At 57.7% G+C, this 20,968-nt stretch carries 18 protein-coding genes; 4 read left to right on the forward strand and 14 right to left on the reverse strand.

The genetic code is table 11. From position 1 onward, the window contains the following. Positions 1 to 29: 29 nt before the first annotated feature. Together RAE04_RS07615 and RAE04_RS07620 are read right to left on the reverse strand one after the other, a co-directional pair. The gene (locus RAE04_RS07615) at positions 30 to 1,484 is read right to left on the reverse strand and encodes an NlpC/P60 family protein (protein ID WP_317026948.1); all 1,455 of its coding nucleotides are present in this window, start codon (positions 1,482 to 1,484) and stop codon (positions 30 to 32) included. A gap of 1,716 nt (positions 1,485 to 3,200) precedes the next feature. Next, on the reverse strand, positions 3,201 to 3,665 hold the full coding sequence (locus RAE04_RS07620; protein WP_317026949.1) for a DUF6676 family protein: 465 nt from the start codon (positions 3,663 to 3,665) through the stop codon (positions 3,201 to 3,203). A gap of 329 nt (positions 3,666 to 3,994) precedes the next feature. On the opposite strand from RAE04_RS07620, the gene acnA reads away from it, so the two are divergent. Together acnA and RAE04_RS07630 are read left to right on the forward strand one after the other, a co-directional pair. Then, positions 3,995 to 6,808 carry an aconitate hydratase AcnA gene (gene acnA, locus RAE04_RS07625; protein ID WP_317026950.1) on the forward strand — a complete coding sequence of 938 codons (2,814 nt, stop codon included), beginning with the start codon at positions 3,995 to 3,997 and terminating at the stop codon, positions 6,806 to 6,808. A 189-nt stretch (positions 6,809 to 6,997) separates the two neighbouring features. Then, complete coding sequence (locus RAE04_RS07630) at positions 6,998 to 7,573, forward strand: TetR/AcrR family transcriptional regulator (protein WP_198493070.1); 576 nt, start codon at positions 6,998 to 7,000, stop codon at positions 7,571 to 7,573. A 76-nt stretch (positions 7,574 to 7,649) separates the two neighbouring features. Here RAE04_RS07630 and RAE04_RS07635 read toward each other — a convergent pair whose 3' ends face one another. The 5 genes from RAE04_RS07635 to RAE04_RS07655 all read right to left on the reverse strand — a co-directional run bounded on the left by RAE04_RS07635 (position 7,650) and on the right by RAE04_RS07655 (position 12,030). Beyond that, positions 7,650 to 8,786: an ATP-binding cassette domain-containing protein gene (locus RAE04_RS07635; RefSeq protein ID WP_317026951.1), complete on the reverse strand. Its 1,137-nt coding sequence runs from the start codon at positions 8,784 to 8,786 to the stop codon at positions 7,650 to 7,652. Further along, positions 8,777 to 9,469 (reverse strand): energy-coupling factor transporter transmembrane component T, encoded by a 693-nt coding sequence (locus tag RAE04_RS07640; RefSeq protein ID WP_317026952.1) that lies wholly within the window; start codon positions 9,467 to 9,469, stop codon positions 8,777 to 8,779. The genes RAE04_RS07635 and RAE04_RS07640 overlap by 10 nt, the downstream gene beginning before the upstream one ends. Beyond that, positions 9,469 to 10,236 (reverse strand): ECF transporter S component, encoded by a 768-nt coding sequence (locus tag RAE04_RS07645; RefSeq protein WP_408933105.1) that lies wholly within the window; start codon positions 10,234 to 10,236, stop codon positions 9,469 to 9,471. The genes RAE04_RS07640 and RAE04_RS07645 overlap by 1 nt, the downstream gene beginning before the upstream one ends. Positions 10,237 to 10,362: 126 nt before the next feature. Continuing rightward, a complete protein-coding gene (locus tag RAE04_RS07650; protein WP_317026953.1) occupies positions 10,363 to 11,334 on the reverse strand; it encodes a nucleoside hydrolase in 972 nt (323 codons plus the stop codon). A 21-nt stretch (positions 11,335 to 11,355) separates the two neighbouring features. After that, the gene (locus RAE04_RS07655) at positions 11,356 to 12,030 is read right to left on the reverse strand and encodes an NAD(P)H-binding protein (RefSeq protein ID WP_317026954.1); all 675 of its coding nucleotides are present in this window, start codon (positions 12,028 to 12,030) and stop codon (positions 11,356 to 11,358) included. 104 nt (positions 12,031 to 12,134) lie between these two features. Here RAE04_RS07655 and RAE04_RS07660 point away from each other — a divergent pair, with 104 nt between their 5' ends. Both RAE04_RS07660 and RAE04_RS07665 read left to right on the forward strand, forming a co-directional pair. After that, entirely contained in the window at positions 12,135 to 12,404 is a 270-nt protein-coding gene (locus RAE04_RS07660) for an ACT domain-containing protein (protein ID WP_198493077.1), read from the forward strand. 1 nt (position 12,405) lies between these two features. Continuing rightward, the gene (locus RAE04_RS07665; RefSeq protein WP_317026955.1) at positions 12,406 to 13,770 is read left to right on the forward strand and encodes a PFL family protein; all 1,365 of its coding nucleotides are present in this window, start codon (positions 12,406 to 12,408) and stop codon (positions 13,768 to 13,770) included. A 24-nt stretch (positions 13,771 to 13,794) separates the two neighbouring features. Here RAE04_RS07665 and RAE04_RS07670 read toward each other — a convergent pair whose 3' ends face one another. The 7 genes from RAE04_RS07670 to sufD all read right to left on the reverse strand — a co-directional run bounded on the left by RAE04_RS07670 (position 13,795) and on the right by sufD (position 20,963). Continuing rightward, entirely contained in the window at positions 13,795 to 15,117 is a 1,323-nt protein-coding gene (locus RAE04_RS07670) for a DUF2254 domain-containing protein (RefSeq protein WP_317026956.1), read from the reverse strand. A gap of 6 nt (positions 15,118 to 15,123) precedes the next feature. Next, complete coding sequence (locus RAE04_RS07675) at positions 15,124 to 16,755, reverse strand: ABC-F family ATP-binding cassette domain-containing protein (protein WP_317026957.1); 1,632 nt, start codon at positions 16,753 to 16,755, stop codon at positions 15,124 to 15,126. 114 nt (positions 16,756 to 16,869) lie between these two features. Next, positions 16,870 to 17,277 (reverse strand): metal-sulfur cluster assembly factor, encoded by a 408-nt coding sequence (locus tag RAE04_RS07680; protein WP_005324830.1) that lies wholly within the window; start codon positions 17,275 to 17,277, stop codon positions 16,870 to 16,872. Then, positions 17,278 to 17,730, reverse strand: a complete 453-nt coding sequence (gene sufU / locus RAE04_RS07685) for a Fe-S cluster assembly sulfur transfer protein SufU (RefSeq protein WP_005324831.1) — start codon at positions 17,728 to 17,730, stop codon at positions 17,278 to 17,280. After that, a complete protein-coding gene (locus RAE04_RS07690) occupies positions 17,727 to 18,974 on the reverse strand; it encodes a cysteine desulfurase (protein ID WP_317026958.1) in 1,248 nt (415 codons plus the stop codon). The genes sufU and RAE04_RS07690 overlap by 4 nt, the downstream gene beginning before the upstream one ends. A gap of 45 nt (positions 18,975 to 19,019) precedes the next feature. Beyond that, the gene (sufC, locus tag RAE04_RS07695) at positions 19,020 to 19,778 is read right to left on the reverse strand and encodes a Fe-S cluster assembly ATPase SufC (RefSeq protein WP_198493085.1); all 759 of its coding nucleotides are present in this window, start codon (positions 19,776 to 19,778) and stop codon (positions 19,020 to 19,022) included. 30 nt (positions 19,779 to 19,808) lie between these two features. Beyond that, positions 19,809 to 20,963, reverse strand: a complete 1,155-nt coding sequence (gene sufD / locus RAE04_RS07700) for a Fe-S cluster assembly protein SufD (RefSeq protein WP_005328395.1) — start codon at positions 20,961 to 20,963, stop codon at positions 19,809 to 19,811. Between the last annotated feature and the right edge of the window lie 5 nt (positions 20,964 to 20,968).

Consider the following 20,968-nt stretch of genomic DNA (forward strand, 5'->3'; position numbering starts at 1 on the left):
CCTAAACCATACCAACCAAAAGTTGGAGATTAGAGAAGACGCACGACATCGGGAGTAGCGCCACCCCAGCGAACCGGAACTACTGAAACAGTCTGACCAGACTGTGGCGCTTCAATCATTTGGCCGTCGCCTAGGTAGATAGCTACGTGCTGGCTTCCACCAGCTCCGTAGAAGATAAGGTCACCGCGCTGTGCGTTCTCGCGGGGAACCTTCTTGCCCTGCTGGTACTGCGCACCAGTGTAGTGAGGAAGGTCCAGGCCGGCTGCCGCGTAGGCGTACTTGACTAGCCCCGAGCAATCGAAGCCAGACTGTCCAAAGTCCCCGAAAGAATCAGCCACGCCACCATCGCGAAGCCCACCAGTAGGACCGTTATTATCGCCGCCACCCCACACATAAGGGACGCCGACCTGAGACTCAGCGCGAGAAATGACGGCCTCGATCTGAGCGTCTCGGCCCGCGTCTGCACCGGTGGTGCTTTCGTCTACTTCAGCCACCTCATCCACCTCGGGAGCGTCAACACTGGCGGCAGGTGCAGTATTCGGGCTGCCCAAACCTAGTAGGTCAGACGAACCCTGCATAAGGGTGCGCACATCGTCCTCATCAACGGCTGCAACGATATCATTCGCAAGTCCGAGCGCATCGTTCACAGAGGACCCAGTGCCGAAATCGACGTTCTGGAACGTCGGCGTTGCACCCTCATTGAGGGCGTTTCCAAAGTCCGCTTCTGGAGTAGTCTTCTCCTGCTCAGCAACGGATGGATCCTCCGGATTATCGGCAACGTCCGCACTGCCCGGAACCTCAGACGGTCCCTGATCCACTACCTCATCCGTAAAGCCCTGAGACTGGACCTCGCGCGTCAAGTCCTGAGAGTTGACCGAGAAAGAATTAGTTGACACCTCAGAATCAAGATTGTCACCTTGATTTGGCGCGACTGGAAGAGAATCCTGCTGCGGGAGCTGCATCCCGCTTGCTACCTCCCCTTGGGGCGCAGCCTGCTGCTGGCGGGCAAAAGTGGCTTCCGCAAATCTTTGGGTAGCGTTTAGTCGCGCTTCATTCTGGGCCAGCTCTCGGCGCTGCTGCGCAACACGATTCTCGGCTTCTCGCTTTTCCTCACCCGCCTGGCGCAGCTCATCTGACAAGCTGGCAACATACTCTTCGTTAGTGCCCGGCTCGCCGTTCACCTGTTCCAATTGGGTTCGAATCTGAGCAATACGGTCTTCCGCTGCGGAAACATCTGCTTCCGCGCGGCCTAGCTCTGCCCGGGATTCCTCTACAGCGCCCTGCAGTGAATCTGCGTTGGCAACCGCACGGTCAATTGCTACGTGGTCTGAGTTTTGGCCCTGGACCGTACCTGCGTTTGGCGTCGATACTTCATCGGCGCCCGCTGGGGCTACGGTGGAAAGCGTTGAAATAGCTGCGGTACCTGCTACTGCAGCAATGAAAGCGCGAACATGTCGAATGCGCGGAAGGCGAATGGTGGCCACTGAAATACTCCTAGTTTGGGCCCACGCTGCCCCTTTAGTGAGAGTCCATGAAGACCTCCGGACATAGGTATGCCCGGGCTCCCCGCCTGCATATTTCGCACAAACACAGGCGTTATCGCATGCCTTATTGGGCAGCCTAGAGGTTCGCCTCGAGTAGCTATCAAAAGATACGCGAAGCTAACCCCCTGGTGCCCGCAGACACTAGAGCGGTAAGTATTGATGGACTGCCTACTTCGGCTGAGACTTCACTCCGGGTGTGCACTTTCGGTGGACCCTCAGCAGCCTTAGGGCTTCCATGTAGGAACTAGAGAAAGTTGTGGACTTGCCGCGCCAAATTTTGGCCGCCTCAAATCGCTACTGTTTCCCCACAACAGCGACATCCAGACAATTCGTACCCTGGCAAGAAAGCCTAAAGGTCTACTTGCGCGAGTCCGACAAGCCGGACACAGATGGTCTTCAACTATCCTCTGTTCAAACAAAGTCCCACGACTGTGAAATCCACTTCTACTCTTGCGCTGCGCGCGACATACGCCCCAGGGTGCGTTTTACAACCCGCGGTTCCGTATGCCCCGATCACGTCTTCGTTGCACTGAGCACTGTGAGAACTGCTCTACGGGTTCTGGCGGACCTCGCCGCGGCGCCAACTGGAGTCCAAAAGGTCTAACCTTTTGAGCACTACCGAGCCGTCGAGGGCAAGCAGCCACAACCCATGAACAGGCCACACGAGGCTGACCCTTGTGGAGTGATTCGGTGTTCCCGGACCCTATCCCTATGGACCTCTCCGTGCGCACCTTCTATGACGACAGACTTTCAGCCTTGGCCATGTAAAGGTTCGCACCAAAATTTCCACACGGTGGAGTTCTAATGAACCCGTCTCACCTCATAAACGGAAGGTGGGTTGATGTGTAATTTTTCGAACATTGCAATCGCTCAAGTTCTTTGCCTGCGTCCCAAATCACTTTCGATGGGTCCCGGTTCATTGACTCCCAAGAACGGCCACTCGACGTTCTAACTTTCGCTCGAGGCGTGCTTCCCCACATACCCGTGCGAATTCTCTCGTGACAGTCAAGGCTAAGCCCATGAACCCAGGAAGCAAGAAATGTCTCCTGAGTCGACAACCGAACCTTACGTCACGACACGCCCGTTTCGCACAATTTCCCCGCAATTCACGTGAGTCAAGTTAATTCACATGACTCAACATGTGCACCTAACCTGCAATGATTTTGTTACCATCCCGTTATTGTGACTTTAGTCACCAGCTACCCGGGGTTCTATACGCCCCACCGACCCCCAGTCAGGCCGCGACTAGGGCTACTGAACCACTCCCCCACCGGATGTCAACCCCTAAGGGTTTACTTTGACCACTCCCCTACCCTATTCACGATCCCTAATTAGGTACCCGATTCACGCTAAGTCCCGACCGAACTTCTACCCCCCGATCCACAACCGACTCGCTCCGCAAACCGTGAGTGAACGAAACTGCGCCATCCACATTCACCCGGAGCCCTTCAGTACACGCCTTTGGGCCAGTTGCCCGAAATTTTCGTACATCTATGCCTCGCAAAAGTTTCACCCAATAACGCGATACTTTTTCGAACAAACTTAATTTTCAAGGAGCATTTGTTCAATTTTGGAAAGCCAAGTTCCTCGTTTCTCGCCCGGCTTTCTTCACTCGTCCGACTCGCACCCCCAATTTCCGTAGATCCTTTTCAACTATTAGGGCGTGCGACGGCCGGCCGCTAGGAAAGAGCTAACGAATACAATCACGGCGATTACGGCAACCACCCCCACCGCTGCGCCCACCGGGAAGCTGATTTGGTCTAGTCCCCTGTAGTACTCAGACAGAAGGTCTACTTGTTCAACTCCAGGCGGGATCTGCGCCTGTACCGACTCAATGTCAGCGCGGCTATAAGTGTCACTAACGGAAGAAACATGGCGAGGGGTTTGTACGATGACGGTATTCAAACCTGTCGCGTCTTGGAGCTCTTGGGCAATGTCACGGACATCAGGCGCACGATCAACTATCACATCAACCACGGCCACACCGTCACCGTCTCGCAAGCCTTGGGCTACCTCCGCGTTGAGCAGTGCATCTTGGCTGAGCACTGGGGACGTGTAGGCCACGCCGTCCACTTTGAGCTGACCTGCCAAAGCAGCTACATCTACGCCCGCGGGAATCATGTGTATCTCTTCCTTATATAGGGCTCCTAAACTAACTTCTTCTCCCCAAGATACGGTCAGATCACTGGAACCCATTTCCTCAACTCGCCAATTTTTCAGAAAAGGTGAAAACAGAACGCTTGTACTGTTACAATGGCAGCGACCGAAGGTTTTAGCCTCTACAATATCTAGGTGAACCATCGCGTTCTTTGTCGCCTTCAACACAGCGGGCCCCATGGTCGCGTCGCGTCACACTAGTGACCAGTGATGCCGAGCACTGCCCCGCGGTGACGACTGGCGACGAGTACCAAACAGAACACACTGTTTATTAACAAGGAATGGAGCTCCCTGTGACTGAAAGCTTGAACTCCTTCGAGGCCAAGAAGACCCTTGATGTCAACGGTAAGTCTTATGACTACTTTGACATCAACACCGTCTCCGGTCTGGAGAAGTTGCCTTATTCCCTCAAGGTGCTGGCAGAAAATCTGCTGCGTAACGAGGATGGCAAGAACGTAACCAAGGACCACATCAACGCCTTGGCAAACTGGGATCCGGAGGCAGAGCCGGACACCGAAATCCAGTTCACCCCAGCACGCGTCCTCATGCAGGACTTTACCGGTGTTCCTTGCGTTGTTGACCTCGCTACCATGCGTGAGGCCGTCTCCGCACTGGGTGGCACCCCGGATCAGGTTAACCCTCTCAACCCGGCCGAAATGGTCATTGACCACTCCGTCATCGTTGAGGCTTTCGGCTCTACCGATGCGTTGGAAAAGAACGTTGAAATTGAGTACCAGCGCAACGAAGAGCGCTACCAGTTCCTCCGCTGGGGTGCTGAGAACTTCTCCAACTTCCGCGTTGTTCCTCCGGGAACCGGCATCGTCCACCAGGTAAACATCGAGTACCTGTCCCGCGTTGTATTCGACAACGAGGGCCTCGCTTACCCGGATACCTGTATCGGTACTGACTCCCACACCACCATGGAAAACGGCCTGGGCATTCTTGGCTGGGGCGTCGGCGGCATCGAAGCAGAGGCTGCCATGCTCGGCCAGCCGGTATCCATGCTTATCCCGAAGGTCGTAGGCTTCAAGCTGACCGGTGAGATTCCTACCGGTGTTACTGCAACCGACGTCGTTCTTACCATCACCGAGATGCTGCGCGAGCACGGCGTTGTGCAGAAGTTTGTTGAGTTCTACGGCAACGGTGTTAAGTCTGTCCCGCTGGCAAACCGCGCCACCATCGGCAACATGTCCCCTGAGTTCGGTTCCACCGCTGCGATCTTCCCGATTGACGAGGAGACCACCAAGTACCTCGAGCTCACCGGCCGCCCGCAGGAGCAGATCGACCGCGTCGAGGCCTACGCCAAGGCACAGGGAATGTGGCTGGAGGAGGACGCTCCAGAGGCAAAGTACTCCGAGTACCTCGAGCTGGACCTGTCCACCGTTGTTCCTTCCATTGCCGGCCCGAAGCGCCCGCAAGACCGCATCCTGCTGACGGAGGCCAAGGAGCAGTTCCGCAAGGATTTGGCTAACTACACTACCGACGAGGTTTGCGTTGACGAATCCACTGTCGAGGCAAAGCGCATGTCCGCAGAAGGCGGCGCTCCAGCTATGGAGGACGTCACCGGCGGCTTGAACAAGGCTCGTGAGGGTCACGGCGAGTCCTCGGCTACTGGCGCGAAGGGCCGTCACTCCAACCCAATTACCGTTGAGTCCCAAAACGGTGGCGAGTTCACCTTGGACCACGGCATGGTTGCCATTGCCTCCATTACTTCCTGTACCAACACCTCTAACCCATCCGTCATGGTGGGCGCAGGCCTTATCGCCCGTAAGGCAGCAGAAAAGGGCCTGCAGTCCAAGCCATGGGTTAAGACCATCTGTGCTCCTGGCTCCCAGGTTGTTGATGGCTACTTCCAGCGTGCAGACCTGTGGAAGGACCTCGAAGCCATGGGCTTCTACCTCTCCGGCTTCGGCTGCACCACCTGTATTGGTAACTCCGGCCCATTGCCGGATGAGGTTTCTGCAGCCATCAACGAGAATGACCTCGCTGCTACCGCGGTCCTTTCCGGTAACCGCAACTTCGAGGGCCGTATCTCCCCGGACGTCAAGATGAACTACTTGGCGTCTCCAATCATGGTCATCGCCTACGCCATTGCCGGCACCATGGACTTTGACTTTGATGCACAGCCACTAGGCCAGGACCAGGAAGGCAACGATGTCTTCTTGAAGGACATTTGGCCATCCCCGCAGGAGATTGAGGACACCATCCAGTCCGCTATCTCTCGCGAGATGTACGAAGCTGACTACGCCGACGTCTTCAAGGGCGACGATGCTTGGCGCAACCTGGACGTGCCGGAAGGTGAGACTTTCAAGTGGGATGAGGATTCCACCTACATCCGCAAGGCTCCTTATTTCGATGGCATGCCAACCGAGCCGAACCCGGTTGAAGACATCAAGGGTGCGCGCGTTCTGGCAAAGCTGGGCGACTCCGTCACCACTGACCACATCTCCCCTGCTTCCGCTATTAAGCCGGGTACCCCGGCTGCGCAGTACCTCGATGAAAACGGCGTTGCCCGCCAGGACTACAATTCCCTAGGCTCCCGTCGCGGTAACCACGAGGTTATGATGCGCGGTACCTTCGCGAATATTCGCCTGGCCAACCAGCTGGTCGACGTCACCGGTGGCTACACCCGTGACTTCACCCAGGAAGGCGGCCCGCAGGCCTTCATCTTCGATGCTTGCCAGAACTATAAGGAAGCCGGCATTCCGCTCGTTGTCATTGCTGGTAAGGAGTACGGCACTGGCTCTTCCCGCGACTGGGCAGCCAAGGGCACCAACCTGCTTGGCGTGAAGGCTGTTATCACTGAGTCCTTCGAGCGTATCCACCGTTCCAACCTGATTGGCATGGGCGTTATCCCACTGCAGTTCCCGCAGGGCGAGTCCCACGAGTCCTTGGGTTTGGATGGTACGGAGACTTTCGACATCGAGGGCATCTCCGCCTTCAACGATGGCTCCATCCCGAAGACCGTCCACGTAACCGCTACCAAGGAATCCGGCGAGACCGTGGAGTTTGATGCTGACGTCCGCATCGATACCCCGGGTGAGGCTGACTACTTCCGCCACGGCGGCATCTTGCAGTACGTTCTGCGTCAGATGGTCAAGAACTAAGCGTCTTCGCGCAGTCCTTCAGCCCACCGGAGGGGCTAAAGGACTAAGTTCAGTCGACAACGCGGGGTTGCACCGCCCTCCCCAGGAAGGGCAATGCGGCCCCGCGTTTCGTCACGTCGATTTTATTTCTTATTTAAAATTACTGATTAAACAATCTTTAGACATCCCCATTAAGGAGAGTTCCCTGCTATGCCCATCGTGAGCGAATCTGAGCTTAGCCGCCGCCGGCACGACATTCTCGTAGGTGCCCGCCGCTGCTTTGCAGAGCACGGGTACGAGGGAGCGACTGTTCGGCTACTCGAACAAGCGACGGGTAAGTCGCGTGGCGCAATTTTTCACCACTTCGGTGACAAAGAGTCACTATTCCTTGCCTTGGCGCAAGAAGATGCCGCTCGTCAGGCCGAAGTCGTGGCTCAAAATGGCTTGGTAGAAGTCATGCGGGAGATGCTCGACCATCCTGAGCGCCACGATTGGCTAGCCACTCGCTTGGAAATCACCTCCCTGTTACGCACTGACCCCTCGTTCGCCGCTCGGTGGAAAGAAAATCAATCGGTTCGTGATGAAGCCGTTCGCGCACGATTGGCATCTAATGCGGATAAGGGCCGCCTACGAGATGATGTAGGAATCGATACCTTAGCCATCTATCTTGAGGTATTTATGGACGGATTCATTAATCGGCTTGCCTTGGGCGATACCGCGGAGCTAGAAAATGTTCTAGACTTAGTAGAGCAATCCATCCGCGGTGTTCAGGCGAGCCCACAGTAGCCCCCATACAACTACTTTTGCTCCCGGCAGCGTCTTAACTGATGTTGGAAATAGCCGGGAGCAATTTTGTATGCGCTTATAGCTGCTGCGCCGGCAGTGTCGTTTCCGTTACTTCGGCATAGGTTTCTATTTCAGCCACAAACTTAGGATCGTGACAGGTAACCACTAGGGCACTGCCGGACTGCAGTGCGTGGTGGATCATTTGGTGCATGAGCCAGCGGTCGGCAGCTGAAAGCAAGGTGTCTGGTTCGTCGAGCAGGACCACCGATCGCTGCTGCCCGATCACGTGGGCAATCTGCGCAAGCCGCAGGCGAGACGATGGTAGATCGAGAGGATGATCTGCCGGATTGAGTCCCAGCAGGTTGCGCAAGGTGTCATTGGGGACGAGTTCTTCCACCGTTGGAAATATCGCCTGATCAAACGGCGATTGCAAGGCTAGAGCGGGTGGATTCGGGACAGCTCCGGCGCCATCGAGCCCAGCAGCAGCCCGCAGGAGCGTGGTTTTGCCACTGCCATTATCGCCTCGCAGCCACGTAACCGCAGATTTCGCGATAGGGATTTCTACCGGGCCGACGCTGAAGGAAGTGCCACGGGGCTGAGAAAAGTGCCACCATTTCTTCTTTGCTGCACTCCTGCATGCCGTTAGCGGACCGATACTCCCTGTCCGGGGGCTTGCAGAAACCCGCGGTAAGTCAACGGCCGCTACGAGCGGGTCTATTCCAATGATGTGCCCACCCAATTCTGGCCAGGAAGCACTGGATATAGAAATGACGCAGGTTTCGGGCAACTCCTGCAAGAGGCGAACCACTTGCGTGCGCGAGTTTGCGTCTAGCCCGGCTGCAGGTTCGCACACAATCATGACTTCTGGCTCGCGAATGGCGACACAGGCAGCCGCAAGCCTGCGTGTTTGGCCACCGGATAGCTGTGTTGGGTCATGTTCGCAATAGTCAGACAGTCCTACAGCGCGAAGCATTCGCTCCCCGCTCCGCTGCATTTCAGGGGCAGGCACGCCGGCATTTTCGAGGCCTAAAACTACTTCTTCGATGCAAGTTTCTCGCAGGAAGCTAATCTGTGCTGAGGCATCCGTGCCGATAATGGCTTCGGTAGATAGGTGCTCCGCTAGTTGCACGGCAACGTCTTCGACGGCTGTGTCAGGTTCGACGAGTACTTGATAAATGGCCCCAGGGGTGGGCTTAATGCGGTCTAGATCCATGTAGTAATCACCACCGCAAAGCTAACTAGTGGAATGACCAGGCGTATGACGCGAGAGACCATGGAATCGGCAACAGGACGCAGGAGGGTGCGTTGCCCTTCTTGGTCGAATCCGACGGCGGCTAGGGCTTGGCCGCGTTGGGTTCCTTGGGTAAGGAGTCGAGCGATAACGGGAATAATGAGGCGCGAGATGGTATTGCGCCAGGTCACGGTGATGCCGGCGAGCTGGTTGGCTTCACGGACGCAACGCCAAGCATGCGCACCTTGGGGCAGGGTTTGTAGGGAGGCTCCGACGATATACGCGACCTTGTGGCCAGCGCGCGAAACTTGCAGCCACTTGGCGATATCAGCAATGCGCAGCACTGCCATGGCCGCGATGAAGCAAGCCATGAGGGCGCAGAACCGCAGGGTGAGGGTGGCGGCGAGCACCAGGCCGTCGCTTGTTACCAGCGGCAGCACTGGGTCATCACCGTAGGGGGCGTGAATGACCAGCATGGAAAGGGCCGCTGGGGCGCTTAGCGCCACAGTTGTCAAAATTACGGAGGCGTTGCGGGTAGCGGCTGTACCGCAGGCTAGGGCGATGAGCACTACGCTTGCCGACGCCACCGGGGTATTTAGCGCCAAAGTAAGGATCCAGCCGCAGGCCGCGATCGTGACAACGGTGGCGGGATGAAGGCCGTGCATTAACGTGGCTGGAGGGATTCTCGGGTGCGCTGCGGCAGTGCCTTGACCGCTGCCCAGACAATGAGGAAGACCAGTGCCTTATCCAGGGGATCCGAAATAAAGGACTGGAGCGTAACCGAGGCGATGAGGGAATTGCCCAACTCTCGGAAGAGCGAAACAACCGCGCCCGTACCAAGACCTGCGGTACCGCCATAAACAAAGGCAGCCACTGGTGCGGCGAGCATGCCGGAAATGATTCCGATGATGGCGCCGCTGAGAATGACCCACCACACCTTAGTGAAAGCGCCCTTCTTGATTACCAGTCCGGAGAGGAACCCTGTGGCGGCGGACACGGCGGCGAAGGGCAGAGCGGCAGGGTTCAAAAGCCCCCATACGACGGAGGACAATGTACCGGTAGCCAATCCGGCGATGGGTCCGGCGAGCGCGGCTACCAGGATTGTTCCTACGGAGTCGATATACAGCGGAACGCCGATAGAACCGAAAATTTCGCCGACAACAATATTGAGCACTAGTGCTACCGGGATGATGGCGATGGTTCGCGCCGGTAGTGCCGGAACGGTGCCGGCTAGAAGAAGCGCGGCGCCAACGAGGTAGCCGGCGAGGGTAATGAGCGCTTCTGTCGAGCCGGCAACGGATTCCCAATCAGTAGGACGCAGAAGAACCAGATAAATCCAGGTTGCGGCGACGATGAGTGCACCCGCGATGACCATAGCCTTGCGGGCGGGGGTGAGAGAAAGCTGTGACACAGTAAAAGTCCAAATCCACATACCGAAAAAATGGGCAAAGTAAACGCCGACCGCGGATGGTGATACTTTCCTATGTCACCTCGGAAAGCGATCTCGCACGGCACGTGCGCCGCGGATAATAGTAGAGGCTCTGCGTGTTAAAAGCCACTAATGCGAAGCCAATAGCGTCAATCCCCGCGCGCATTCGTGGTGTGCGGCCTCGATGTCTGCGCTTGTGACCAGCCGCGCGTTGTGGGCGCGGTCCCAGTGATTGCGCAAATCTGCAACGCTCGTGCCACGCAGCAGTGGCGATTCCGCCTCGACGTCCACGGTGGTTTCTATCGCGTCGACATTGATGCGCCCGAGAGCAATCATGCAGGTCAAGAGATCGTGAATTTGGGCTTGATATCCCTCCCCTTGTGCCTGGTGGAATTTAAAATAAAATCGCAACACGTCCGGCAGGATTTGTGCCGTGGGGTGCTCCCCCAACAATTCCAAGGCTGCGTCTAGGCGCTGCGGGGTGATGAGAAACTGTTCCGTTACTTCGAGGGAACACAGCGTGGTGAGAACGCGTGGGGCAGTTGAATGAAAATGTTGGGCTGCGGCGTGTGGATCCACCCAAAAGTTCCATTCGGCAGTTGGCGTGGTGTTTCCGCGGTAATTGACCGCGCCGCCCATGATTGTGATGGCACCGAAGCGCGCGGCAGCCTCGCGATGGGTTGCCTCGAAAGCAGCAAGGTTGGTGACCGGTCCAGTAACGATCAGCTGCAGATCGTCGTGGGTGGCTAATGCCTCTTCCCATACCTGCTGCCAATCGCGCTGTTGCAGCCTGGCGGCGGCAGCGGGGGCATGTGCGTAGCCCAGCCCTGTCGGGCCATGAGTCTCAGGAGTGGTGGTGAGATCCACCTTGAGGGGTTGGGGTACGCCGGGGGCTACGGGGACGTCGGCAAGCGAGCAAAGGTCCAGAATCCAGCGGGCATTAGCCGCGGTCTGGTGGACCTCTACGTTGCCGGCCGTGGTGGTAACGCCCACCAGCTCGATCTCACCGGCATGATGCAGGCCCGCCAAGTACATGAGGGCGAGGCAATCATCGATGCCGGGATCGCAATCAATGAGTACAGCTGGTGGCTTAACAGTCATAATGCCAGCCAGTCTAGCGCCTTACTTGATGGAACTTACGGGATTGTCGCCGTCAACGAAGGCAAGCGGGGATTCCGGCAGGTTTTCGCGGCCAAGGGCCTCGACGATGACGTCCGCAACCAGCTCGCGGGAAGAAGTCAGAGACTCCTTCAGCATCTTATCCTCAATCTGCTCAATGCCCTTGGCTGGTTCCTCGGTGAGCATCGCTGGCTTGAGGATGAGGTGCGGGTAGCTGGCCTGTACAAGGCGGTTGTCTACTTCCTTCTTAGACTCCACATAGGCATACCACTTCTCATCGGCAGGATCCGTGGTTGCTTCTTGGGAGCCGACGTAGGAGATCATCACATAGGCAGGCACTTTCTTGCCCTCCTGCTGCAACTTGTCCATCGCGTCGAGGGTAGCGAGGGCGCCATCGCGGTCGACGGCCCAAGTGAGGTCTGCCCCACCTCGGCCGCCATTGCCGGCGCCCCAGACTACAGCGTCATACGCGGCGAAAAGCTCTGCCCACTGACCCACGGTTTGTTCAGTAATATCCGCCATAACCGGGGTCGCGCCGAGCTTTTCAATCTCGGCCTTCTGCTCTGGGTTGCGGATGAGGGAGTGGACGTCGTGGCCGGCATCAACAAGCTTAGGGGCGGTGAGCTGTCCGACCTTGCCGTGTCCACCGATGTACAGAATCTTCTTCTTATCAGTCATACCTCCCCACCGTAACAACGGCGCGGCCGGGGTGCAGACGCCCTCACCTATCTGACACGCACAAACCATCGCGGCGGGCCCGGCAAGCAGATAGAATTGCATGCATGTATGCCATTATGACCGTCACCGGTGCCGATAGCACCGGCATCATCGCCGCGGTGACCACTACCCTTGCAGAACTCGATATCAACGTCATCGACGTCTCCCAGACCCTCATGGGCGGATACTTCACCATGATCCTGCGCGTCGAATTCGACGCGGACAAAGTCACGATCCAGACCATCAAGGAGCGCATGCGCCCCGTGGCGGAGGAAAAGCACCAGTCCATCCGCATCCAGTCCGAAGACCTTTTCACCGCCATGAACGAAATTTAATATGAGTACGCGATTTAATACCACCAATATCTTGGACACCATCGAGATGATTGAGAACTATCGTCTCGATATCCGCACCGTGACCATGGGCATCTCGCTTCTCGGATGCACCCGCTCCACCATGGAGGCTACCTGCCAGGCCATCTATGACCGCGTCACCCAGCAGGCAGGGCGCCTCGTCGAGGTTTGCGAAGGCATCGAGGGCGAGCTCGGTATCCCCATCGTCAATAAACGCATCTCCGTAACCCCCATCTCGTTGGTGGTGGCCGGCGTAGAGGGAAACCCCGTTGATGCGGCAAAGGCGCTGAACAAGGCAGCAAAAGAGGTTGGCGTCAACTTCGTGGGCGGCTATTCCGCCTTGGTAGAAAAAGGCGCTACCACCGTGGAACAGAAACTCATCAGCTCCATTCCGGAGGCGCTGGCTACTACGGACGTCGTGTGTTCCTCCGTAAACATCGCCAGCTCTCGCGCTGGCATCAACATGGATGCAGCCAAGAAGATGGGCGAGGTCATCAAGGAAGCGGCCGAGCTAACTAAGGATGATTCCGCCATTGCGTGCGCCAAGCTCGTGGTCTTTGCTAACTCCGTGGGAGATAATCCTTTTATGGCCGGCGCCTTCCACGGCATTGAGGAACCCGATTGTGTGGTCTCCGTGGGCGTTTCTGGCCCGGGTGTGGTCGACCGCGCCTTGGGCTCGCTCGAGGGGGCCAGCTTAGACCAGGTTGCAGAAGAGGTGAAGAAGGCTGCTTTCAAGATCACTCGCGCCGGGCAGCTGGTAGGCACCATGGCCTCGGAGCGCCTGGGCGTTCCTTTCGGCATCATCGACCTTTCGCTTGCCCCCACCGCCGAATTAGGCGATTCGGTGGCGCACATCTTGGAGCACATGGGCCTAGACCAGGTGGGCACCCACGGCACCACAGCAGCCTTGGCTCTGCTTAACGACGCCGTTAAGAAGGGCGGCATGATGGCTTGTTCCCGCGTGGGCGGATTGTCTGGTTCCTTCATCCCCGTTTCCGAGGACAAAGGCATGATCGATGCGGTCAAGTCTGGCTCCATTTCCATGGACAAGCTGGAGGCCATGACCGCTATTTGCTCGGTTGGCTTCGACATGATTGCCCTGCCGGGCGACACCTCTGCCGCGACGATCTCGGGCATGATCGCTGATGAGGCCGCCATTGGCGTGATGAACCATAAAACCACCGCAGTACGCGTCATTCCGGTACCTGGCGCCCAGGTAGGCGAGGAGGTCAGCTTCGGTGGGCTTCTTGGCTACGCCCCTGTCATCCCGGTCAATCAAGTGGGCAATGCGCAGTTCATTAACCGCGGCGGCTTCATCCCCGCACCGGTGCATGGATTCCGCAACTAGCGCCAACGACAACCGCGCCGCGGGCTACTCCGCGGCGTGCTCCTCGCCCGGCTTATCGGATTCCGCCCACGCAGCTAGGTTGGCCTGGAAGTGCCGGTAGGAATCCTCCAACTGTTGCAGCTCCACCTCGCCGCCCACCTGGCGGCGAGCATCGGAGTAGATGGCCCGGGCGGCGTCGTCAAGCACGCGCCGTCGTTCCGCTGTGCGAAGAAGGGCAACCACCTTAGCGAGGTTATCCAGCATGCTGAGGTAAATCTCCGCATTATCGGCCGCGTCGCGCCGAATCTGAGTAAACATCGCCTCGACGATTTCGGCATAGCTAAAGGTCTGATAATCCAGCCGAAACTCGCCGTTGACATGCACAATGCCCTGTGGAAGCCGCTTATCCCCAATCACGGTGAGGATCTGGGTAAAGCGGTCAATGATATCAATTACCGTAAATGGATCATTAACGCCGGTGCTCAAAGCGCGGGCAGCAATTTCTGCAAGGTGCCGGGCGGTAAACCGCGGGTCGTGGGCAGAGGCGTTTTCGCGGTGCTGGGTGAGCACGATGTGACGCTCCATATCTTCCGGCAAACGCGGCACGCCGTGGGCAATGACCTCGCCTTCCAGCACTAGATCTCCCGGTGCCACGCCCAGATGCACCGCGCAATTCTCCCGCGCCGCAGCCTGAGCAATGGCGTCATAGTCCACGAACTTGAGATAGCCCGTCTCACTACTGCGGCGCTGTTGCGCGTTCGTGTAGAACTCTGGCCCTGGCGCTTTTACTTTCTCTTCCTCCTCACCGCGACGGATAAGCCGGCGCATGTGGCTTTCTACGTCTTGGGCAACGACGTGTACCACGTGGGACATGCTGATCGATTGCGCAATGTGCACGATGAAGTAGATAAGGAAGACAACGCAGGCGATGGCCAGCAGCACCGTGACGGCTACATTGAGGGAAGGAACATATTCTTCTTCCCCACCGCCGCCGGTACGGACCGCGCGCAAGGATAGGAGCGCAAAAATAAAAGTTGCCAGGTAGATCGCCAACGTGGATTGAATGGAGCGATCCTTTAAAAACTCGTGCAGTAGGCGCGGGCCCATCACCGTGACGACACCGGATAGCGCGGTCAGCGTGATGAAAAAGACGGTGCCGGCCAAGGAGAGTGACGAGGTTGCTACCGCGCTTAAAATCCCTTGCGCGCTATCGGCGCTGCCGTCATAAAAGGGCGTGGCCGTCACATCAAAATTGCTACCAACCGCAATGAGCAATTCCGCGCCGATCGCGGCTATGGCCACCGCCACGGCGGGGATGAGCCAAAACTTCTCCCGCCAGGCGGGCATCCTCTCCAGCAGTGTCTTCATAAATCCCTAAGCTAGCTCCACGATCTCCATATAGTCATCGGACCACAGGTCCTCATCACCGTCGGGCATGATGATCACGCGTTCCGGATCCAGTGCCTTAACCGCACCCGGATCGTGCGTCACCAGCACCACAGCGCCCGTATACGTTTTCAGTGCATCAAGCACCTGCTCGCGCGAAATTGGGTCCAAGTTATTGGTCGGCTCGTCTAGCAACAGGACATTCGCGCGGCTGGAGACCAAGGAGGCCAGTGCAAGGCGCGTCTTCTCGCCGCCGGAGAGGGTGCCCGCAGGTTGCTCCAACTTCTCGCCGGAAAACATAAAGGCGCCAAGCAGGCTGCGCAACTCCTGCTGATCCGCGTCAGGACAGGCATCGATGGTGTTTTGCCACACGGACTTATCCGGGTCGATGGTGTCATGTTCCTGCGCGAAGTAGCCGATACGCAGGCCGTGGCCGCTGACGATGCCACCTTCACCATCGGTGCGCTCCACACCGGCCAGCAATTTCAACAGGGTGGTCTTACCTGCACCGTTGTAGCCGAGAACGACCACCCTAGAGCCTTTGTCGATAGCGAGGTCTACGCCCACGAAAACCTCCAGCGAGCCGTACATCTTGGTCAGGCCCTTGGCATTCATTGGCGTCTTGCCGCACGGCGCCGGCTCGGGGAATTTGATATTGGCCACCTTATCGGCCACGCGGACCTCATCGAGCTCGCTCATCATGCGTTCAGCACGGTGGAGCATCTGCTTTGCCGCAGCGGCCTTGGTTGCCTTGGCACCGAGTTTGGCCGCCTGCTTTTGCAGTGCAGACGCCTTCTTCTCCGCATTGGCACGCTCTCGGCGACGCCGCGCTTCATCGGTAGCACGGGCATCGAGGTACTTCTTATAGCCCATGTTGTACACATCGGCCTCGCCGCGGACCGCATCGAGGAACCATACTTTATTGCACACGGCCTCAAGCAGTTCGACGTCGTGGGAAATCATAATAAGCCCGCCCTCGTGCTTGGACAGGAATTGGCGCAACCACGTAATGGAGTCCGCATCCAGATGGTTAGTCGGCTCATCCAAGAGCAGAGTGGTCTGGGACTTGCCGGAGCCTTCGGTAGCGGCAAAGAGGATCTGCGCCAGCTCCACGCGGCGGCGCTGGCCGCCCGAAAGAGTCTTAAGCTTCTGATCTAGGACACGCTGTGGCAGTCCCAAATTATCGCAAATCTGCGCACACTCGGAATCAGCCTCATAGCCGCCGAGCGACTCGAACTGCTCCTCTAAGCGGGAATACTTACGGATAGCCTTATCCCGAAACTTTTCGTCCGTGGCCGATTCCATGAGCTCTTGTTGCTTCGCCATTCGGCGCTTGAGGTCATCTAGACCGCGTGCGGAAAGAACACGCTCGCGCGCCGTTTGCTCGATATTTCCTTCGCGGGAATCCTGGGGCAAATAACCAATGGGCCCCGAGCGGGTCACAGAGCCGCCATAAGGCTCCGTCTCCCCTGCCAAAATGCGCATGGTCGTCGTCTTGCCCGCGCCGTTGCGGCCGATGAGGCCGATGCGGTCGCCGGGCTGCACGCGGAGGTGCTGCCCGGGGGCGTCGAGAAGCGTGCGTGCTCCTACCCTGACTTCGAAATCATTGGTTACAATCACGAAGAAATAGTCTAGCAATTGACGCGGCCAACGCTAAGAAGCACTAACGCCCCCAACAGCCACTTCCCTAATCGGAGAAATGCGCTGCTAGGGGCGTGTGATTAATACGCGACTTTAGACCGCGAAGCCGAGGGCCTGAAGCTGCTCGCGGCCTTCCTCAGTAATCATCTGCGGGCCCCATGGCGGCATCCATACCCAGTTGATGCGGACGGCGTCAGCCAGCTTATTGGCCTTGACGATGTCCTCGACCTGCTCTGCAATGACATCGGTCAGCGGGCACGCTGGCGAAGTCAGCGTCATATTAATCATGACGATCTCCTTGCCATTGTCCTCTTCGAACCAAAGGTCATAGACGAGGCCCAGGTCAACGACGTTAATGCCGAGCTCGGGGTCAATGACATCACGCATGAATTCGGTGACATCAAAGGCCTTAGAAATCTGCTCTTCAGTCTGCTCCGGGCGCTCGCCGCTGCCGGAGAATGAAGAGTTTTCGTTCTGATAAGGATCTACGGGTTCGGTCATCTAGTTCTCCACTTCAGTTAGTGCATCGGCGGATGCAGCCTGGAAGGCCTTCCATCCGAGGAGCGCACACTTTACGCGCGCTGGGTACTGGGACACACCGGCGAAGGCGACGCCGTCACCGATGAGGTCTTCATCGCCCTCTTCTTGGCCACGAGAGGTAATCATCTTTTCGAACTCGGCCAGCTTCTCATTGGCTTCCGCAAGCGGCAGCCCCACGATCTCTTCAGCCATAACCGAGGTGGAAGCCTGCGAAATGGAGCAGCCTTCCGCGTCATAGGAGACGTCCTCTACGGTCTTGCCGTCGTCCGAAAGGCGCACGCGCAGAGTGAGTTCATCGCCGCAGGACGGGTTCACGTGGTGAACCTCGGCCTGATATGGCTCCCTCAGGCCGGCGTGTTGGGGGTTCTTATAGTGATCCAGGATGACGTCCTGGTACATGGAATCTAGGTTCATGAGGCAACTCCAAAGAATTCGCGGGCAGCCTTGATTGCGTCCACCAGCTTATCTACTTCTTCCTCGGTGTTATAAAGGTAGAAGCTAGCGCGGGCGGTGGACTGTGCGCCGCAGGCACGGTGCAGTGGCCACGCACAGTGGTGGCCAACGCGAATGGACACACCGTGGTCATCGAGGACCTGGCCCAAGTCGTGCGGGTGAACGCCTTCCACAGTGAAGGAAATGGCGCCACCGCGATTTTCGGTGGTCTCTGGACCAATGATGCGCAGACCAGGGATTTCCTTGAGCTGGCGCAATGTGCGCTCGGTGAGCTTCTTTTCGTGGGCGTGGACATTGCCCATGCCCACTTCTTCCAAGAACTTCACCGCTGCGCCAAGGCCAACCACCTGGCTGGTCATCTGCGTGCCCGCTTCAAAGCGCGTCGGGGGCTCAGCAAAGGTGGTCTCTTCCATCTTGACGATCTCAATCATGGAGCCACCGGTCAGGAAGGGCGGCAGCTTCTTGAGCAGCTCCTCCTTGCCGTACAGCACACCCACGCCGCTGGGCCCGCACATCTTATGGCCGGAAAAGGCCGCGAAATCCACATCCAAGGCGTGGAAATCCACCGCCATATGTGGCACCGACTGGCAGGCGTCGAGGACGACCATGGCGTCCACCGCGCGGGCGCGGCGCACCAGTTCATCGACGTCCGCCACGGCACCCGTGACATTGGATTGGTGAGTAAACGCAACTACCTTGACGGAATCATCGAGCTCGAGCGAGTCAAGATCGATACGGCCGTCTTCGGTCATGGAATACCACTTCAACGTAGCGCCAGTGCGAGCGCAGAGCTCCTGCCACGGCACCAAGTTGGCGTGGTGCTCCAATTCGGTGATCACGACGGTGTCGCCCTCGCCCACGTAGAGGTCTCCCGCACGCTCGTCGCTCAGCACATAGGCAACTTCGTTCAGGGCCTCGGTGGCGTTCTTGGTAAAGGCGATTTCGTCGCGGTCCGCACCCACGAATGCGGCGATAGCTTGCCGCGCCGATTCGTAGGCATCATCGGCCTCTTCTGCCAGTTGATAGGAACCGCGGTGAACAGGGGCGTTCGTGTGCAGCACAAACTCCTCTTCCGCCTTCCATACCGGCAGCGGGCGCTGGGAGGTAGCACCCGAATCCAGGTACACCAGTGGCTTATCGCCGCGCACAGTGCGCTGGAGGATCGGGAACTGTTCCCTAATTGCGTTTACATCAAATCCAGTCATGAATCTTCTTTAGATAGTCGCGGTTGACCGGCCCGTGGTCGGTCCTTACTTCAGGAACTGGTCGTAGCCGTCAGACTCGAGCTGATCTGCCAATTCAGCGCCACCGGTCTTGATGACTTGACCGTCTGCAAAGACGTGCACAAAGTCCGGCTTAACGTAGTTCAGGATGCGCTTGTAGTGGGTAATCATCAAGATGCCACCATTGGTTTCCTTCTGGTAGCTATTGATGCCCTCAGACACGATGCGCAGAGCGTCGACGTCTAGGCCGGAGTCGGTCTCGTCCATAACTGCGAACTTCGGCTTCAGGATATCCAGCTGCATGACTTCGTGGCGCTTCTTCTCACCGCCGGAGAAGCCTTCGTTGACGGAGCGGGAGATGAAGGACTTATCAATCTTCAAATTCTCGCGGGCCTGGGTAAGCTCCTTGTTCCATTCACGCAGCTTCGGTGCTTCACCGCGAATGGAGGTGACTGCAGAGCGCATGAACTGAGAGACCTTTACGCCTGGTACCTCAGTTGGGTACTGCATCGCCAAGAAGAGGCCGGCGCGAGCGCGCTCGTCGACGGGCATCTCTAGCAGATTTTCGCCGTCGAGAAGCACCTCGCCCTCGGTGACCTCATACTTTGGGTGGCCGGCGATGGTGTAAGACAAGGTGGACTTGCCGGAACCGTTCGGACCCATGATCGCATGGATCTCGCCGGAGTTGATAGTCAGGTTAACGCCCTTGAGGATTTCCTTCGGCTCGCCGCCTTCTTCCGTCGGCAGCACCTGGGCGTGGAGGTTCTTAATTTCCAGAGTAGACATAATGTGTGTGGTTTTCCTTCTATGAAAGATTTAGGCGGAGATCTTTTCCAGTTCTTCGGAAATACGGTTTTCCAATTCCTCGGACAGGGACTGCACCGGAATACGGTGGATGACCTCATTGAAGAAGCCACGGATGATGAGGCGGCGGGCTTCAGCCTCTGGAATGCCGCGAGACATCAGGTAGAACAACTCGATGTCATCGAAGCGACCAACGGTGGCCGCGTGGCCTGCACCAGTAATTTCACCGGTCTCAATCTCCAAGTTAGGGATTGCGTCCGCGCGAGCACCCTCGGTCAGAATCAAGTTGTTGTTGGTCTCGTAGGTATCGGTGCCCTGTGCATTGGAGCGGATAAGGACATCGCCCACCCAGCAGGTGCGGGCCTCATTGTCCTTGGTGCCCTGCAGTGCGCCCTTGTAAAGGACGTGGGAGCGGCAATTAGGGACGGAGTGATCCACCAGCATCCGGTTTTCAAAGTACTGGCCTTCGTCAGCGAAGTAGACGCCCAGCAGCTCTGCGTCGCCGCCTTGCTCGGTGAAGTTCACGCGAGGCACGATGCGTACCACCTCGCCGCCAAAGATGGCGGAGTTGTGGCGCAGCACAGAATCGCGGCCGAGCTGTGCCACGTGGTTAGACAGGTGTACGGCATCGTCTTCCCAATCAACGTCAACGACGACGGTCAGGTGAGCGCCATCGCCCACGATAAACTCGACGTTATCCGCGTGGGTGCCAGAACCGACGTACTTCAAGATAACGGTGGCTTCCGCATGGTGGCCTACCTCGATGGAGGTGGCGCCAAAGGAAGTTACGCCCTCGCCCTTGCCGGTGTAGGTAATGACCACGGGCTCTTCCACCTGAGCCTCGGCGTCAATGGTGACAACCTGGCCTTCAGGCATAGAAGTCCACGCCTGTGCCGCAACGCGGTCAGACGGGGTACCAACGCGGCCCAAGCGCTCGTCATCGCGAGCGACGGTCTCGGAGCTTACGCCGGGATGTTCGCTCACGGTGACGTCCTGTGCCACTGCCTCAGCGAACTCGCCATTGTGCAGTCCACGGAGCTTGCGCAGGGAGACAAAGCGCCACACTTCATCGCGGCCGTGCGGCACTGGGAAGTCCTCCACGTTGGTGGAGGTAAAGACGTCACCCTTGGTGATCTTATCCGGATTGAATTCGTTCGAAGCGACCATTTTCT

Source organism: Corynebacterium sp. CTNIH16 (assembly GCF_032821655.1).
GTDB lineage: Bacteria > Actinomycetota > Actinomycetes > Mycobacteriales > Mycobacteriaceae > Corynebacterium > Corynebacterium marquesiae.